The sequence below is a fragment of the Gluconacetobacter sp. genome, from assembly GCF_047721585.1.
Taxonomy (GTDB): domain Bacteria; phylum Pseudomonadota; class Alphaproteobacteria; order Acetobacterales; family Acetobacteraceae; genus Gluconacetobacter; species Gluconacetobacter dulcium.
Genome location: NZ_JBDNXE010000024.1, coordinates 1 through 16,579 on the forward strand (window position 1 = coordinate 1; position 16,579 = coordinate 16,579).

Sequence of the window (16,579 nt, forward strand, 5' to 3'; positions counted from 1 at the left end):
GCGCGCGATCAGTTGCGGATCGAACGTGCCGGCCCGGTCGCGCGGGATATCCAGCCTCACCCGCCCAACATCCGTCAGAACCGTCTTTTGCCCATAGCCGTTGCGGCAGTTCGGGCGGCCGGTCGCTGCCTCGCCGTCCAGATGGTGGTCCAGTTCGGCGTTGAGCAACCGCTCCGCCAGCGCCTTCTTCATATCCCCCAGTAGGGCGTCCGCGTCCGACATCGTGCGGACCACGCGACCCGCCAGAACCTGGTCCAGTACATCGCCAGGGATCACCGGCTTCTTGCGTCGGGCCATGATGCTTCTCCTTCTCCAGCATCACACCAAACACACGAAATTCAGGATAGGCCCTGCACCCGACCATCAAAGTCATACTTTCCACTTGCATCGTCAGGGCCGTCCACACATGGCTCCATGCGTTGCAGACGGCGACAATCTCACCTTCGCACATTCCGTGCGGGGGCCGTCCACAACATCACCTCTCTATTTGATGCCAGACAATGCCGGACCAAAAAACAAAAAAGCCCGCATTTCTGCGGGCTTTAAAGCACTTTTATGCCGGGTGATGCCACCCTATGCCAGACGCGGGATCATTCCCACTCGATGGTACCGGGCGGCTTTGAGGTGATGTCGTAGGTGACGCGGTTGATGCCGCGCACTTCGTTGACGATGCGGCTGGCGACGCGGTTCAGGAAGCCGATGTCGAACGGATAGACATCGGCCGTCATGCCGTCGGTGCTGGTGACCGCGCGCAGGGCGCAGGCGTAATCGTAAGTGCGGCCGTCGCCCATCACGCCGACCGTGCGGACGGGGAGCAGCACCGCGAAGGCCTGCCAGATCGCATCATACAGGCCAGCACCCCGGATTTCCTCCAGGAAGACCGTGTCGACCTGTCGCAGCAGGGCCAGCTTGTCACGGTCGATCGCGCCAGGGATGCGGATGGCTAGGCCCGGACCCGGGAACGGGTGACGGCCGACAATGGCTTCGGGGATGCCCAGTTCGCGGCCCAGTGCGCGCACCTCGTCCTTGAACAGTTCGCGCAGCGGCTCGACCAGTTGCATCTTCATGCGTTCCGGCAGGCCGCCCACATTGTGGTGCGACTTGATCGTGACCGACGGGCCGCCGGTGAAGCTGACGCTTTCGATCACGTCCGGATATAGCGTTCCCTGCGCCAGGAACTCCGCGCCACCCAGCTTCGCGGCCTCTTCCTCGAACACCTCGACGAACAGGCGGCCGATGGTCTTGCGCTTCACTTCCGGGTCCGTCACCCCTTCCAGGGCGGACAGGAACAGGTCCGACGCATCGCGATGGATCAGCTTGATGTTGAAGCGGCCACGGAAGGTCTTTACCACCTCATCGGCCTCGCCGGCACGCAGGATACCGGGGTCGACGAAGATGCAGGTGAGCTGGTCGCCGATCGCCTCGTGGATCAGCACCGCCGCCACCGAGGAATCCACACCGCCCGACAGGCCGCAGATCACCCGGCCCGAGCCGACCTGCTGGCGGATGCGGGCGATTTCCATGTCGCGGAAGCCGGCCATGGTCCAGGTACCCTGGCAACCCACCACGCCGTGGGTGAAATTGCGCAGCAGGGCCGCGCCGTGCGGCGTATGCACCACCTCGGGGTGGAACTGCACGCCATACAGGCGCCGCCCCTCGTCCGCGATGATGGCGTAGGGCGCGCCCTCGCTGACGGCCACGGCGCGGAAGCCCGGCGGCAGCTTCGTCACGCGGTCGCCATGGCTCATCCAGACCTGCTCGCGCCCGCCTCGCGTCCAGGTGCCACGGAACAGCGCGCAATCCTCGACGATATCGACATGCGCCCGGCCGAATTCGCGATGCGCGTGGGTTTCCACCGCGCCACCCAACTGGAGGCACAGCGCCTGCTGCCCGTAGCAGATGCCCAGCACCGGCACGTTCAGCGCGAACACCACATCGGGAATGCGCGGCGCGTTGTCGTCCAGCACACTCGCCGGGCCGCCCGAGAGGATGATGCCGCGCGGGGCGAAGGCGCGGATCTTCGCCTCGTCGGTGGAGAACGGCCAGATCTCGCAATAAACGCCGCTCTCGCGCACGCGGCGGGCGATCAGCTGCGTGACCTGGCTACCGAAATCCAGGATCAGAATCCGGTCCTGATGCAACGCCGCGTCGAGCGTCGTCGTATCCTGGGGCAGGGTCTGGGTGGAACCGGCGGTCTTCACATCGTCGCTCATCGTTGCTCTTTCGGTCGCGGCGTTACGGTCGCAGGGCGCGCTGCGCGGACCGGGCGGGCCGTGCAGGAGCCGGATATGCGTCGACACAGAGTATAGTGCAAGCCCGCAGCGGGCGGCACCCTATGGTCCGCCAGCCCGCCCGCGCCCATATTGGCGCACAGACCTAAGGTGTTACGGAGCCCGAACGTGCCCCTCTTTCGACTGGACCACCCTCTGCTTCCCTCGCGTTCACGCGGCCACGGGCGCGCGGCGATTGCAGGTGCCTTCATCTTCGCCCTGTCGGTGGGCTGCCTGTCGGTGGGCTGCATGACGCCGGCTGGGGCAGCGGAACCGACGACCGATGCCGCCAGGGATCCGGTGGGCATCTGGACGGGCACGCTGGTCGCCGAACGCGGCATCTGCCCCGAGACGCGCGCCCCCTCCACCTTGCAGATCGAGAGCAGGCGCATCGCCTTCACGCCTGCCGACGGCGTGCATACCCTGCGCGGGCAGCGCGATGCGACGCCGGGCCGGTTCCACGCGCAGCTCGTGCTGAGCGACATGAACCGCAAGCCCTTTCCCATGGTATTCGAAGGCACGCCCGACGGTGCCACCATTCAGGGCACGTATGGCACGCCGCGCTGTCGCGCCCATGTCGTGCTCACCCGCCCGCAAGCGCATGCCATGGACCATTTCATGGGTCACTGAAACCGGCGCGATGGACGCATGCGCCACGATGATGGCCGGTTGCCTGATCCATCGGGTTGCGACATGGTGCGAACACGCGAAAAACGTGACATCTCCGCAACGGCGGACAGAGCAGGAGCGCCACGCTTGACCCCTTCCTTCCATCGCTCAGGCGGCGCGATCGCCCTGGCGGCCGCCCTGTGCCTGACCAGCAGCCTGGGCTACGCCGCCCCGCCGGCCGCTCCGGCCGCCGCGTCGTCCCTGACGGTGCAGACGGGCAGCGACATTCCCGCGCACGTCACCTTCCCCACCGCCGCGCGCGACTACGTCAAGCGCGAGGTCATGATCCCGATGCGCGACGGGGTGAAACTGCATACGGTGATCGTGATTCCGCGTGACGCGCATGATGCGCCGATCCTGCTGACGCGCACGCCTTATCACGCCTCGCAGCGGCTCAATCGGGTCGAAGACGCGCTGACCATGCGCGCGCTGCTGCCCCAGGGCGACGATGTGTTCGTCGAGTCCGGCTATATCCGCGTGTTTCAGGATATTCGCGGCAAATACGGGTCCGAGGGGGATTATGTGATGACGCGCCCGGTGCGCGGCCCGCTGAACCCCACCCATACCGACGAAGTGACCGATGCGTGGGACACGATCGACTGGCTGGTGCACAATCTGCCGCAATCCAACGGGCGCGTGGGCATGCTGGGCTCGTCCTATGAAGGCTTCACCGTCGTCATGGCGCTGCTGAACCCGCACCCGGCGCTGAAGGTCGCGGCCCCGGAAAGCCCGATGGTCGATGGCTGGATGGGCGATGACTGGTACCATTACGGCGCCTTCCGCCAGGGTGGGCTCGATTATTTTACCGACCAGATGACGGAGCGCGGCTCGGGCTCTTCCATTCCGCGTGTCGATCGCGACGATTATACGAACTTCCTGCGCGCGGGCTCGGCCGCGCAGTTCGCCTCCGCCGCCGGGCTGGACCAGTTTCCGTGGTGGCAGCGCATGCTGGCCCATCCGGATTATGACGCATTCTGGCAGGATCAGGCGCTGGACAAGCTGATCACCCGCCATCCGCTGACCGTACCCACCCTCTGGGAACAGGGGTTGTGGGACCAGGAAGACATGTGGGGCGCCATCCATTCCTGGCAGGCGCTGAAGGCGACCCGCCCGAACGTGCCCAACGTGCTGGTGATGGGTCCGTGGCGCCACAGCCAGGTGAATTACGACGGATCGGAACTCGGCCCGCTGCACTGGAATGGCGACACCGCGCATCAGTTCCGCGCCGAGGTGCTGCTGCCCTTCTTCAACCAGTATCTGCGCCCCGGATCGCCCGACGCGCATCTGCCGGAAGCCATCATCTACAATTCCGGCGAGAACCACTGGGACCGCTTCCCGCACTGGCCGCTGGCCTGCGACGACAAGGGCTGCGACCAGAAGCTGAAGCCGCTCTATCTCCAGGCCGGCTACAGCCTGTCGTTCGACCATCCGGCCACGGGGCAGGATTCCTACGTATCCGACCCGGCGCATCCGGTGCCGTTCGTGGAGCGCCCGTTCAATTTCGCGAGCGACGGGCCGCGCTGGAAGACCTGGCTGGTACAGGACCAGCGCCCCGCCGAGAGCCGCCCGGACGTGCTGACCTATGAAACGCCGGTGCTGACCAAGTCGGTCCGCGTCAGTGGCGTGCCGGTGGCCGACCTGTTCGCGGCGACCAGCGGCACCGATTCCGACTGGGTGGTGAAGCTGATCGACGTGATGCCCGCCACCGACGGCGACCGGCCGGAAATGGGCGGATACGAACTGGCGGTGTCGATGGATATCTTCCGTGGCCGCTACCGCGAAGGGTTCGACCATTCGGTGGCCGCGGTGCCCAACGCGACGGCGCGCTATCGCTTCACGCTGCCGGCGGTCAATCATGTGTTCAAGCCCGGACACCGGATCATGGTGCAGATCCAGTCCTCGCTGTTCCCGCTCTATGACCGCAACCCGCAGACCTTCGTGCCCAGCGTGCTGCGCGCCACGGCGCATGACTATGTCACCGCCACCCAGACCATCCATCGGGGTGGAGAACAATCCACCGCCATCTGGCTGCCGGTCGTCCCCTGACAGCCTGACCGGACATGCGCGCCGGGGGCGACCCGGCGCGCGTTTCCTGTGCTTCGCGGAGGACACGCCGCCAGCGCGCATTTGCGGTCAGGCTCTCAGGCTGATAGCCGCCCGGCATGGTGGCGCCGGAGGCGGGCATGCGGTTAAGATCGCCGCATGACTGCTTCCTCCATCGTGTCGGCCGCCATCCTGTCCGTCGTTGTCCGTGGGGCGCGCCTGCTGCTGGTCCAGCGGGCCAACCCGCCCGATCAGGGGCTATGGGGCTTTCCCGGCGGCCGGATCGAGCATGGCGAGACCCTGTTCCAGGCGGCGGAACGCGAACTGCGTGAGGAAACCGGGTTCGTGACCCGCGCGCAGGGCGTGCTGACCGCGTTCGACGTGCTGGACCGCATGCCCGAGGGCCGCCTGCGCTTTCATTACGTCATCGCCGTCGTGCGCTGCGCCGATTCTGGCCAGACCGATATCCGTGCCGCCGATGACGCGATTGCCGTCGATTGGTTCTCGCTCGACCAGATCCGCGCCGCGCCCGAACGCATGAGCCCCGGACTGCTGGAACTGGGCACATTGGCGCTTTCCGACCGGGGGGTCGCGCCATGGCCGGTCCCTGGTGGCGATCTCCGCCGTCTTATCCCCGCAGAGGACCATGCATCATGACATCCGGCCGCCATATCCTGCTGGTGGAAGACGAATCCGCCATTGCCGACCTGATCCGCACGGCGCTGGAAGCCTCGGACCTGCGCGTTACCGCCTGCGCGAGCGTGCAGGCCGCCCTGGACGCGATGGAGCGGGGAGCGATCGATCTGGCCATTCTCGACCTTTCCTTGCCCGACGGGCCGCCGGACCGTCTGGTCGCCCGGTTGAAAACGGCGAGCATTCCCGTGATTGCCATCAGCGGAGACCCGGCACGGTTGGCGGCCTTCGCGCCCGGCCCCACATTGGAAAAACCCTTCAGGGTCCGCGCCTTGCTGGATCTGGTGCGCTCCGCGCTGGCCGGCTCGGCAGGATAGGGGCGCGTTATTCCCCTGCCGGCAGGCGCGCGGCACCGACAGGGGAACCGGGCGCCAGCGTCACGCGGAAGACGGCATAGCGTTCCGCCACATTGCCCTTGCGTGCCCGCTCCACCGTGCCGATCCGCGTGGCACTGCTGAACGGCGACAGATCGAGATCGCGCAGCCGCCGCATGCTGCACAGAAAGACGCCGCTGCCCCCCGCCGGGCGCGGCAGGGCGAACAGCGCCCAGCGCGGCTCGATGCCGATCACGGTTCGGCGCGGCAGGGCCAGCGCCAGTTCCGACGCCAGCCCGTATTCGTCGGCCGCCACGAACCCGCCGGGCGCGGCCAGCCCGTCGACCGCCCGCGCCAGCCCCCGCCAGCCGGCCATCTGCCGCAGGGTGATGTCGAGATGCGGGGAGAGCGACACCGGCGCGAGCGTGGACTGGAGATAGACCAGCAGCGTCAGCGCGAACCCCAGGGCCGCGCCCGCACGCCAGAATCGCCAGACCGGCGACGCGGCCAGGATGGCCATGGCGGGATAGAGCAGCACCGGCCAGTTGGCCTGTACGCGGTCACCCAGCGCATGCTGTACGAAGACAAGCCCGGCCGGGATGATCCACCACAGCAGCACCGCCGCCCCAGGATCGCGGCCGGCCCGTCGCCACGCCCGCCACAGGCCGGCGCCGAATGCCAGCGCGATCAGCGGTGTCATCAGGCCAAGCTGGCCGCCTGCCAGTTCCGAGAGGAACTGCACGGCGCGTGCCGGTCGCCAGTCCCCTGCCCGGCCGCCCTGGCGCACGAAGCTGGCCCAATGGTGCGCTTCGTTCCAGTGGATGACCGGCAGAAACAGGATCGCGGCCAGCACCGCCCCGCACCACGGCCACGGTGTGCGCAGCCACGCGCGGCCGGCGCGGCTGCACAGGCACCACAGGGCCAGGCCGCCGCCCGGCAGCACGGCGGTATATTTGCTGTCGCACGCCAGGCCGAGCGCCGCCCCCAGCACCAGCCACCATGCCCCCCGACCGGTGGCCAGCAGCCGGCCCAATGCCCACAGCGCCAGCGTCATGAAGAACAGCAGCGGCGTATCCGGGGTCATCATCACCGCGCCGATGCCCAGCGCCAGCGTGGCGTTGAGCAGCACGCCCGCCCGCACCATCCGGCCGGACGGCGGCCCGTCGCCAGATCCCAGATCGCGGGCGGCCTGGGCCAGGAACAGCGTGCCGATCGCCGCCGAAAGCGGACCCAGCAGCCGCACGCCCAGCGCACCGTTCCCCAGCAGGGCGGTGCCGGCACGAATCCACAATGCCACCATTGGGGGGTGGTCCAGGTAGCCGGGCGCCAGCGCGCGCGACCAGACCCAGTAATAGGCCTCGTCGGGCGAGATTGGCGTGCAGGCCGCCACCAGCAGGCGCACGACCGTCACCCCGATAAGGGCCAGGCCCCATCGTGACAAGTCGGGGCCGGCCCTCTCCGCGCCGCCGGTCACCGCACGCGCCAGATCAGGGTCGAGGACACGGCGTAATTCCACACCACCGCGATCGCGGCCCCGGCGGCGCTCGCCAGGCCCCATTGTCCGTCACGACTGAAAATCGCCCGCGCGATGCCGACATCGGCGATGGCGCCAGCCGAACAGATGACCATGAACAGCCCCAGCCCCAGCCACATCCGCGCGCCGCGCAATCGCCGGTCGCGATAGGTCAGCGCATTGTTCATCCAGAAATTCGTCACCATGGCCACCAGCGTGCCCAGCCACTGGCCGGTGGTGAAATCGGCGCCCAGACGCCGCCCCAGCTCCAGCACCGCCAGGTTGACCAGGATGCCGGCCAGCCCCACCAGCGAGAACGCGATGAACCGGGTCGGCAGGAATCCCCGGCACAGCTTGTCGGCCAGCATCGCCACGAACTGCACCAGCACCAGGATATCCAGCTTGCTCTCGCCCGCCGCGCGGGGGCGGAAGACGAACGGCACCTCCAGCACCATGGGCCGCCGGGGTGCCGACAGGAACACATCCAGCAGGATCTTGAAGCCCGTGCCCGACAGGCGCGGCACCGTCCGCGCGAACAGGTCGCGGCGCATGGCGAAGAAGCCGCTCATCGGATCGCCCAGCCTGACCGGCAGGGTCATCTGCACCAGGCGGATGCCGGAATCGGAGAGGAATGTCCGCCAGCCACTGGCCAGGCCGGCATTGTCGCCGCCGGCCACATGGCGGCTGCCGACCGCGATGTCGTAGCCATCGCGCGCAACGGCGTCGATCATGCGGCCCAGGCAGGATTCGTCATGCTGCATGTCGCCATCCATGACGGCGACGATCCGCGCCGAGGAAGACAGCACGCCTTCGATCACCGCCGAGGACAGGCCGCGCCGCCCCACGCGCAGCAGACCGCGCACACGGCCGTCGCGTTCGGCCAGTGCCCGGACCTCGTCGATCGTGCCGTCGGGCGAATTGTCGTCGACGAAGATCACTTCCCAATCCCGGCCGGCCAGGGCGTGGGAGAGGGCCGCCACCAGCGGGCGCACATTGGCCCGCTCGTTATAGCAAGGCACGACGATGCTGATCTCCGGCGCCGGACGCATCGGGCCGGCGCCTGCCGTCTCTCCAGCGCCATCCCCCGATGCGGGGCCGATCTGGCCCCGGACGGACATCATGCGCCGTCTGTATCGCCGAAAGGCTGGGCCAGCGGCTGCACCGGCACGCCGGCACGGCTGAGGGAGGTGCGGATGGTCTGCAATGTCTGAACCCGGCTGACATGCGGGCTTTCGGTCAGGCGGCGCGTCAACTGGTTTTCATGCGCCGCGTCGCGCGCCACCAGCCGGACCAGGAAATCGCCGCCCCCCCGGATCATGTGGCACTCGCGCACCTCGGGCCAGCCGGCCACCTGGGCCTCGAAGGCGGTCAGGACCGTTTCCTTCTGGCTGTCCAGCCCGATCAGGGCGAACAGGGTGATCGTCCATCCCAGAAGCGCCGCGTCGGTGTCGGCATGGTAGCCGCGAATCAGCCCTTCTTCCTCCAGCCGGCGTACGCGCCGCAGGCACGGTGGGGCGGAAATGCCGACCCGACGCGCGAGTTCCACGTTGGTCATGCGGCCATCCGCCTGGAGTTCCGCTACGATCCGACGGTCAATCGCATCCAGATCCATCACGTCAGTTTTGTCCGTCCCTGAATATCAGACCACAGGATACGGTATGCGCCGCGCGCCGAAAAGAGTATCCCGCTTCCGACATCAGCCCCCGCGACGGCTTGTGCCCGGCGCGCCGCGCGGCCATATCCCATGCAGCTTGAACAGACCGGCGCGGAGTCCATGACCCATACCCATTCCACCGACCTGCTCGTGATCGGTGCCGGCCCCGCCGGCTACACCGCCGCCATCTACGCCGCCCGCGCCAACCTGAAGCCGATTCTGGTTGCCGGCCTCCAGCCCGGCGGCCAGTTGATGATCACGACGGACGTGGAGAACTATCCGGGCTTCGCCCGTGGCATCCAGGGCCCGGAACTGATGGAACAGATGGCCGCGCAGGCCGCCCATGTCGGCACGCGGATCATCCACGACATCATTACGGAATGCGCGCTGGCCGAGCGTAAAGCTGACGAACCTTTCCGCCTCGTCGGCGATTCGGGCGATGTCTATCTTGCCCGCTCGGTGGTGATCGCGACCGGAGCGCAGGCGAAGTGGCTGGGCATTCCCGGCGAGACCGAATATCAGGGCGCCGGAGTCTCGGCCTGCGCGACCTGTGACGGGTTTTTCTATCGCGGCCGTACGGTGGCCGTTATCGGCGGCGGCAATACCGCGGTGGAAGAGGCGCTGTACCTGACCCATCATGCCGAGCATGTGTTCCTGATCCATCGGCGCGACAGCCTGCGTGCCGAAAAGATTCTACAGGACCGGCTGTTCGCGCACCCCAAGATCACGGTGAAGTGGAACCGGGTGGCCGAAGAGATCGTCGCGGACGGCGAGCCGCCGGTGGTGACCGGCATCACCCTGCGCGACACTGAAACCGGCGCTTCGGAAAATCTGTCGGTCGACGGCGTCTTCGTCGCCATCGGTCATGCGCCGCACACGGACATCTTCCGTGGCCAGATCGAAACCGACGACGAGGGGTATATCGTGACGAAGCCAGGGGGAACCCGCACTTCGGTGCCCGGCGTGTTCGCGGCCGGCGATGTTCAGGACAAGATCTACCGCCAGGCGATCACGGCTGCGGGAACAGGCTGCATGGCGGCGCTGGAAGCGGAACGTTTCCTGGCTGGAATACCGGGCTGACCTCCATCAAATCCTTGACCGGACGGCCCGTTTCGGTCACCAAAAGTAACTTTGGTTTCACTATTTCCTCCTGTCAGGATCGGAGCGTAGCATTGGACTGGGACAAACTCCGTATTTTTCATGCGGTGGCCGAGGCCGGTTCGTTCACGCATGCGGGCGACGTGCTCAACCTTAGCCAGTCTGCGGTTTCGCGACAGATTTCGGCACTGGAAGAAGCCCTTCAGGTTCCGCTGTTCCATCGCCATGCCCGTGGCCTGATCCTGACCGAGCAGGGCGAGACCCTGAACCAGACCGTGCGGGAAGTGTTCTCGAAACTGGCGATGACGCAGTCGCTGTTGACCGAGAGCAAGGAAAAGGCTGCCGGCCGCCTGCGCGTGACGACGACGACGGGCTTCGGCACCTGTTGGCTGACGCCGCGCCTGCATCGGTTCATGGAAACCAATCCCGACATCACGATCACCCTGATCCTGGAAGATAACGACCTGGATCTGGGCATGCGCGAGGCCGATGTCGCCGTGCGGATGCATCCGCCGCGCCAGCCCGACCTGATCCAGCGTCACCTCGCGGATTTCCCGCTGCCGATCTATGCCGCCCCCAGCTATCTGGAGGAATATGGCACCCCCCAGACCCTCGACGAGCTGTCGACCCACAAGCTGGTGCTGTTCGGCGGGTATCATCCGCCGGTTCCGCACATCAACTGGTTAGCGGAAGCTGGCGTGCCGTCCGACGAAAAGCGGGGCGCGCGGCTTGAAGTCAACAGCCTGCCGGCGATGGCATCGGCCATCGCGGCCGGAGTCGGAATCGGCTCGGTGCCGCTTTACGCGACCGGGCCGCATGCGCATCTGGTCAAGGTCCTGCCCGACGTCCCGCTGCCGACGGTCGATGCCTATTTCGTCTATCCGGAAGAACTGCGCACCTCCAAGCGGGTTGCCGTGTTCCGCGATTTCCTGCTGTCGGAAATCAATGGCCGCCATCACTAAGCGGGCCGACACCATCTGCAAGGAACCGCAGGACCGATGAGCAGCCGCGACAAGCAGGGCAACGCCCCAGGCAAGCAGGCCTACGAAGCCCGCCGGGCCGCGAAGGCCGGCGTGAGCCTGGATAACTGGCTGGCCCGCAAGGATGATACCCGCAAGGCGGCCTCCGCCCCTCAGGCGCAGCCCAATCCCGTGCTGGCCCAGGCGCGCTCTGTCTGGCGGCGCCTCATCGACCGGGCCCACCGCCCCCTGTAAGGGGCTGTCGCAGGCCCCGCTGACGGCGCTTTCGGAGCGCCTTCGGCGATTGGCACTGAGGCCGTTTCAAAAACTTCTGATAGTGCGCGGAAGCGCGGCTGCGGCGGCGCGTCTGGCGATAGTTCTGATGTGTCGGAATGGAGCGCGGCCTCGTGGACCGTGAGCCTTGGCGCGCAGGAGACTGCCGTCAGGCCGCCGCGAGCGGCGGCCTTGAAACTGACCTTCAGGCAACGCGCGCCACGATGCCACGCGAGGGGTGACCGCGCGCAGCCGCTCCCCTGCCCTGCTCCTGGCGTTCAGCTATGGCGGTGGGCGGTGCGCCCGAGCCGGCAGCGATGCGATTTGTCGCGATAATACATGGCCTGCCCGATCGGGGCGAAATAATGCCGCTGGCCGATGGCCCGCAGCCTGTGGCCGTGCGTCCCGATCACCGCGTCATGCGATGCGCAGAGATGCGCTGCCAAGCCGCTACGATGATGATGCGTGCGGGTGCCGGCCCAGGCCGGCGCGGCAACGCAGGACGCCGAGACACACACCGCAAGAAGACCAGAGATTACGTCCCGCACGCTCACGCACCCTCGCCGTCCGGCGCCAATCATGGAGAAGAACTGGTAGCAGCCAAGCCTGGAACGTATCAAGAACAATCCGTCGGACGCGCGCAGGTGCGCCGCATCGCAACCGTCCTGCGTGGGCGGTCAGTCTTCCCCGGAATCGACGCCGCCATTGACCCGCTCGCGCAGTTCCTTCCCGGCTTTGAAGAACGGAACGACCTTTTCATCCACCGCCACCATTTCGCCGGTGCGGGGATTGCGGCCGGTGCGGGCATCACGCTTCTTGACCGTGAACGCCCCGAATCCACGCAGTTCCACCCGGTCCCCGCGTGCCAGGGCCCCGCTGATCTCGCTGAAAATCGTCTGAACGATCAGTTCGACATCGCGGCCGAGAAGGTGCGGATTGGCAGCAGCCAGTTCGGCAATCAGCTCCGATTTGGTCATCCGTCTTGTCCCGTTTCGATTCAAGGTTTCCAGAGCGCGACCGCTCCGTCGAGCGCAACACCTTGCGATACCACAGATCCCGCCCATTCCTCACCAAGAATGACGCTGAGCATGCTGCGCGTCAGTCGCGAGATCCATTTCCCCTTGCCCGGCGCCTTCAGATCGACAACAGGAACCGTGTCGGGAAGGTGCTGTTTGCGGGCCAGCCAGGCCACGGCATCGCGCTCGGTGCCGATCTGGTCGATCAGCCCCAGAGGCAGCGCCTGCCGGCCGGTATAGGGGCGACCGTCGGCCAGCGTGCGCACCTTGTCGACCGACATATGCCGCCCGTCCGCGACCATCGTGACGAACTGGTCGAACAGGTCCGCCACGACGCCCTGGAGCATCTGCCGCCCTTCAGGCGACAGCGGCTGGACGGCAGAAGGCTGCCCCTTCAGCGGGCCGGATACCAGTTCGTCCACCCGCACGCCCACGCGATCCAGCAGGCCGGAGACATCCGGGGCCTGCATGATCACGCCGATCGACCCGGTCAGGGTCGACTGGCCGGCGAAGATACGCTGCGCCGGCACCGAAATCATGTACCCCGCCGAGGCCGCGACCCCGCCCATCGTCACCACGACGGGCTTGCGCGCGGCGAAGCGGGCCACCGCGTCGTGCAGGGCCTCACCACCGCTGACCGAGCCGCCCGGACTGTCGACCGACAGCACCAGTCCACGCACCCTGTCGGCCTTTGCGGCGCGGTCGATCAGGTCGATCAGCTTGCGATTGTCCGACCCGATGATCCCGCTGACCCGGACCCTGGCCAGGTGGTCGCTGCCGATCATGGGAGCATGATGGAACAGCGTATGACCACCCAGCCCCAGCCAGGCCAGAACGAAGGCGGCCACCGCCCCCACTCGCCAGAAGATCAGCCGGCGGCGCAGACGCAACCGATCGACCACCAGATCGGGATCAGCCATGGGACCGCCGGGCGATCCGCGACGCGAACCGCATCATTACTCCTGCGGCGCGGCCGGCTTGCGCCCACGGCGGGCGGCCGGCTTGGCGGCCGCGTCGCTCTCGGTCGGCGTTTCTTCCACCGTCGCGGTGATCTTGCGGCCCAGCCCGATTTCCCGCGCCAGGGTGGAGCGGCGTTCGGCGTAGTTCGGGGCGACCATCGGGTAATCCGTGGGCAGGCCCCAACGCTCGCGATACTGGTCCGGCGTCATGCCATAGGCGCTTTGCAGATGCCGCTTGAGCATCTTCAGCTTCTTTCCGTCTTCGAGACAGACGATGTAGTCCGGGAAGACCGACCGCTTGATCGGCACTGCGGGTTGCAGCTTCTCAGGTTCGGGCGCGACCTGGCCGAGCGAGGTCAACGCCTGATAGACCTGCCGGATCAAATCAGGCACGCCATCGGCGACTACGCTGTTGTTCGAAACATGCGCGGATACGATCTGCGCCGTGAGTTCCAACAAAGAGGCACCCTGCTCGATTTCCGACATACCGAAATTCCATTCTGTTATTATGACTTCTTACGACATCACGCGATTCGCGTCGCTTCTCTATCATAAGTATCTTGAAATGGCAGCGCAGACAAATAATTCTTACGAAACATTTTTTATTTTTAACGGGAACGACCGACGATGAGCGTTACAAGAAGTAATAACCCGTCAATCATCGCGTTCGGAAGCGTCAATATCGACATCAGCGCACGTGTGAATCACTTTCCCGCTCCGGGCGAAACCTTGCATGCACACGATGCCGGGCTCGGCCTGGGCGGCAAAGGCGCCAATCAGGCCGTCGCGGCGGCCCGGCTGGGCGCCGATGTGCGGCTTGTGGGCCGGACAGGAGACGATCCACTGGCTGATTTCGCGGCCGATTCGCTCCGGCGGCATGGTGTCGGCGCCGAGAATTTATACCGCTCGGCCGGCGACCTGACGGGACTCGCGATGATCTGTACCGACTCGGGCGGCGAAAACACGATCGTCGTCGTGGGCGGTGCCAACATGGCGATCGACGGCACCGACATCGCCCGCCTGGTGCCCCTTCTGACACCGGGCACGATCGTACTGATGCAATGCGAAATTCCCCTGGACGCGCTGCGCGCCGCCGCCCAGGCCGTCATGCAGGCCGGCGCGCGGCTGATTCTCGACCCCGCGCCGGTGCCGCAGGATGGCCTGCCTCCCGACCTGTTTCCCCTCGCCGAACTGATGACACCGAACGAGACCGAGACGGAACGCCTGACCGGCCTGCGCCCGCATGACGCGGAAAGCGCACGCCATGCGGCCGACAGGCTGCACCGCCTGGGTCTGCGACGGGCCATCGTGAAACTGGGCGCGCGGGGCGTTCTGTATTCGGACGAATACGGACATGGATTCGTGCCGCCTTTTACTGTCGATGCCGTGGACAGCACGGCGGCCGGCGACTGCTTCAATGGCGGCCTGGCGGTCGCGCTGTCGTCGGGCATGGATCTGGCCGGCGCGACGCGCTACGCGGCCGCCTGCGGCGCCCTGGCCACCACACGCCGGGGCGCCTCGGACGCCGCGCCGACCCGGCCGGAGGTCGAGCGCCTGCTGACCGCGCAGCCGGCATAGGCGGCGGCGTTATGCGGGCCGCGGCCCCTGCCCTGTCTGCTGCCCATCGGTCCAGACATGCGTGATATTGGCGCGCGACGCCGTATAGAGCGCCGTGGCCAGCAGGTCTTCGTCACTCTCGTCGCCCCATAGCCGCATGGTGCCCAGCGGGGCGTCTGGGTCGATGCGCAGCGCATCGAAATGCTGGCCGGGCGCGAAGCGGCCCACCGGCAGGTCCAGCGCGTCGCCCCCGCCCGCCGTGGCCAGATGGAAAGCCGTCATCATGTCCACCGCGCTCCCCGGCCGGCCGCGCTCCGCCGCCGGCCGGTCAGGCTCCACGCCGTCGCGCAGCATACGCGACGCGGCCACCGTCATGCGCATCGTCCCCATCATCGACGCTGAAGGGCCGCCTGCGATATCGGTCCCCAGTCCCACCCGCACGCCCTTGTCCAGCGCGACGCGCAGCGGAAAGACCGCGTTGGCGAACCAGGCGTTCGAGAGCGGGCAATGCGCCACCGCCCCACCCCGCCGGGCCAGAAGATCCATGTCAGACGCGGTGATGAAATTGCCATGGGCCAGCACCGTATGGCGGGTCAGCAGACCGAAACGGTCGAGTGCCTCCATATCGCTGTGCCCGAAGCGGGCCTGGCCGTAATCGCGCGCCCAATCGCTTTCGGCGCAATGGGTCTGCACATGGCAACCGCACTCACCGGCCAGATGGCCGAGTGCGTGCAGCATGTCGTCGGTGCATGAGGGCAGGAAGCGCGGCGTGATCACCGGCCGCACCCAGCCGGCATTGGCGGGGTGAGCCGCGATATGCGCCGCGACCGCCCGCGTGGCGGCCACGCCCTCGGCCACCGAGGCGTCGCGATAGAAATCCGGGCACTGGTCGGGATTGTCCATCACCACGCGCCCCACCAGCGCCCGCTGCCGGGCCTCGATGCAGGCATCGGCCAGTTCGCACGTCGCCTCCACATGCCGGCTGGCGAAATACAGCGCCGTGGTGGTGCCCCCCGCCAGCAGGTCGGCCACGAGGCGCCGATAGACCGACCGCGCGAACAGGCGGTCGGCGTAGCGCGCTTCCAGCGGGAAGGTATAGCGTTGCAGCCAGACCTCCAGCGGCTGGTCCAGGCCCTTGCCGAGTTGCGGATATTGCGGCGCATGCACATGCAGGTCGACCAGGCCGGGGATCAGGAGTCCGTCCAGCGTCACCAGTCGGCCTGCCTGTGCCGCCTCCCGCGCCAGGGTGCGATGCTGTTCGCTGCCCGCGTGGCAGACCGCGGCGATCCGCCCATCGGCACCGATTTCCAGCAATCCGCCCGCCATCCGCTCCAGCCGGCCGGCGACCGGTGCATGGAACCAGTCCCCGGATACCACGCAGTTCCGCAGATCCGCCCATGCATGGGGACCGGAACGATGTGGAGCGGGCCATTGATCGGTCATTCATCTCTCCCTGCGGCGGTTCGGCCATGCGACTGCCGCCGCTTATGACTGATATACACAGTCTGGCTATCGTCCCGGAGAAGCGTGACCTAGTCTAATCGTGAATTGCCCCTGCCGC

Annotated in this window: 18 protein-coding genes; 8 read left to right on the top strand and 10 right to left on the bottom strand. The window is 67.0% G+C overall.

Annotated elements, in window-relative coordinates; all coding sequences use genetic code 11:
- On the bottom strand, positions 1-297 hold a 297-nt coding region (locus ABF821_RS06630), incomplete at its 3' end, for a transposase (protein ID WP_415529467.1).
- Between the two features lie 293 nt (positions 298-590).
- A complete protein-coding gene (guaA, locus tag ABF821_RS06635; RefSeq protein ID WP_415529468.1) occupies positions 591-2,213 on the bottom strand; it encodes a glutamine-hydrolyzing GMP synthase in 1,623 nt (540 codons plus the stop codon).
- A 186-nt stretch (positions 2,214-2,399) separates the two neighbouring features.
- Between guaA and ABF821_RS06640 the strand changes: the two genes are divergently transcribed.
- From ABF821_RS06640 to ABF821_RS06655, 4 genes are all read left to right on the top strand, one after another.
- The gene (locus ABF821_RS06640) at positions 2,400-2,900 is read left to right on the top strand and encodes a hypothetical protein (RefSeq protein WP_415529469.1); all 501 of its coding nucleotides are present in this window, start codon (positions 2,400-2,402) and stop codon (positions 2,898-2,900) included.
- 126 nt (positions 2,901-3,026) lie between these two features.
- Positions 3,027-4,985 (top strand): CocE/NonD family hydrolase, encoded by a 1,959-nt coding sequence (locus ABF821_RS06645; RefSeq protein ID WP_415529470.1) that lies wholly within the window; start codon positions 3,027-3,029, stop codon positions 4,983-4,985.
- Positions 4,986-5,141: 156 nt separating this feature from the next.
- Positions 5,142-5,639, top strand: coding sequence for an NUDIX hydrolase (locus ABF821_RS06650; RefSeq protein ID WP_415529471.1), 498 nt, complete (start codon positions 5,142-5,144; stop codon positions 5,637-5,639).
- Positions 5,636-5,992 carry a response regulator gene (locus ABF821_RS06655; RefSeq protein ID WP_415529472.1) on the top strand — a complete coding sequence of 119 codons (357 nt, stop codon included), beginning with the start codon at positions 5,636-5,638 and terminating at the stop codon, positions 5,990-5,992. Before ABF821_RS06650 ends, ABF821_RS06655 begins: the two co-directional genes overlap by 4 nt.
- Positions 5,993-5,999: 7 nt before the next feature.
- Here ABF821_RS06655 and ABF821_RS06660 read toward each other — a convergent pair whose 3' ends face one another.
- The 3 genes from ABF821_RS06660 to ABF821_RS06670 form a co-directional block, all read right to left on the bottom strand.
- Positions 6,000-7,505: an ArnT family glycosyltransferase gene (locus ABF821_RS06660; protein ID WP_415529473.1), complete on the bottom strand. Its 1,506-nt coding sequence runs from the start codon at positions 7,503-7,505 to the stop codon at positions 6,000-6,002.
- On the bottom strand, positions 7,460-8,551 hold the full coding sequence (locus tag ABF821_RS06665; RefSeq protein WP_415529492.1) for a glycosyltransferase: 1,092 nt from the start codon (positions 8,549-8,551) through the stop codon (positions 7,460-7,462). Before ABF821_RS06665 ends, ABF821_RS06660 begins: the two co-directional genes overlap by 46 nt.
- A 68-nt stretch (positions 8,552-8,619) precedes the next feature.
- The gene (locus ABF821_RS06670; protein ID WP_114727977.1) at positions 8,620-9,114 is read right to left on the bottom strand and encodes an Lrp/AsnC family transcriptional regulator; all 495 of its coding nucleotides are present in this window, start codon (positions 9,112-9,114) and stop codon (positions 8,620-8,622) included.
- Between the two features lie 162 nt (positions 9,115-9,276).
- Between ABF821_RS06670 and trxB the strand changes: the two genes are divergently transcribed.
- The 3 genes from trxB (at position 9,277) to ABF821_RS06685 (ending at position 11,468) form a co-directional block, all read left to right on the top strand.
- Positions 9,277-10,236, top strand: a complete 960-nt coding sequence (gene trxB / locus ABF821_RS06675; protein ID WP_182973836.1) for a thioredoxin-disulfide reductase — start codon at positions 9,277-9,279, stop codon at positions 10,234-10,236.
- A gap of 92 nt (positions 10,237-10,328) precedes the next feature.
- Positions 10,329-11,216: a LysR family transcriptional regulator gene (locus ABF821_RS06680; protein ID WP_415529474.1), complete on the top strand. Its 888-nt coding sequence runs from the start codon at positions 10,329-10,331 to the stop codon at positions 11,214-11,216.
- Between the two features lie 36 nt (positions 11,217-11,252).
- Entirely contained in the window at positions 11,253-11,468 is a 216-nt protein-coding gene (locus ABF821_RS06685; RefSeq protein WP_182973838.1) for a hypothetical protein, read from the top strand.
- Between the two features lie 296 nt (positions 11,469-11,764).
- On the opposite strand, the gene ABF821_RS06690 is transcribed toward ABF821_RS06685, so the two are convergent.
- The 4 genes from ABF821_RS06690 to ABF821_RS06705 form a co-directional block, all read right to left on the bottom strand.
- Positions 11,765-12,034, bottom strand: coding sequence for a hypothetical protein (locus ABF821_RS06690; RefSeq protein WP_415529475.1), 270 nt, complete (start codon positions 12,032-12,034; stop codon positions 11,765-11,767).
- 129 nt (positions 12,035-12,163) lie between these two features.
- Positions 12,164-12,463, bottom strand: a complete 300-nt coding sequence (gene ihfB, locus ABF821_RS06695; RefSeq protein ID WP_182973839.1) for an integration host factor subunit beta — start codon at positions 12,461-12,463, stop codon at positions 12,164-12,166.
- 20 nt (positions 12,464-12,483) lie between these two features.
- The gene (gene sppA, locus ABF821_RS06700) at positions 12,484-13,422 is read right to left on the bottom strand and encodes a signal peptide peptidase SppA (protein WP_415529476.1); all 939 of its coding nucleotides are present in this window, start codon (positions 13,420-13,422) and stop codon (positions 12,484-12,486) included.
- 36 nt (positions 13,423-13,458) lie between these two features.
- Complete coding sequence (locus tag ABF821_RS06705) at positions 13,459-13,947, bottom strand: MucR family transcriptional regulator (protein ID WP_182973841.1); 489 nt, start codon at positions 13,945-13,947, stop codon at positions 13,459-13,461.
- 141 nt (positions 13,948-14,088) lie between these two features.
- Between ABF821_RS06705 and ABF821_RS06710 the strand changes: the two genes are divergently transcribed.
- On the top strand, positions 14,089-15,039 hold the full coding sequence (locus tag ABF821_RS06710; RefSeq protein ID WP_415529477.1) for a ribokinase: 951 nt from the start codon (positions 14,089-14,091) through the stop codon (positions 15,037-15,039).
- A 9-nt stretch (positions 15,040-15,048) separates the two neighbouring features.
- Here the strand turns inward: ABF821_RS06710 and ABF821_RS06715 are convergent, their stop codons facing one another.
- Positions 15,049-16,461 (bottom strand): amidohydrolase family protein, encoded by a 1,413-nt coding sequence (locus tag ABF821_RS06715; protein ID WP_415529478.1) that lies wholly within the window; start codon positions 16,459-16,461, stop codon positions 15,049-15,051.
- Positions 16,462-16,579 lie beyond the last annotated feature (118 nt).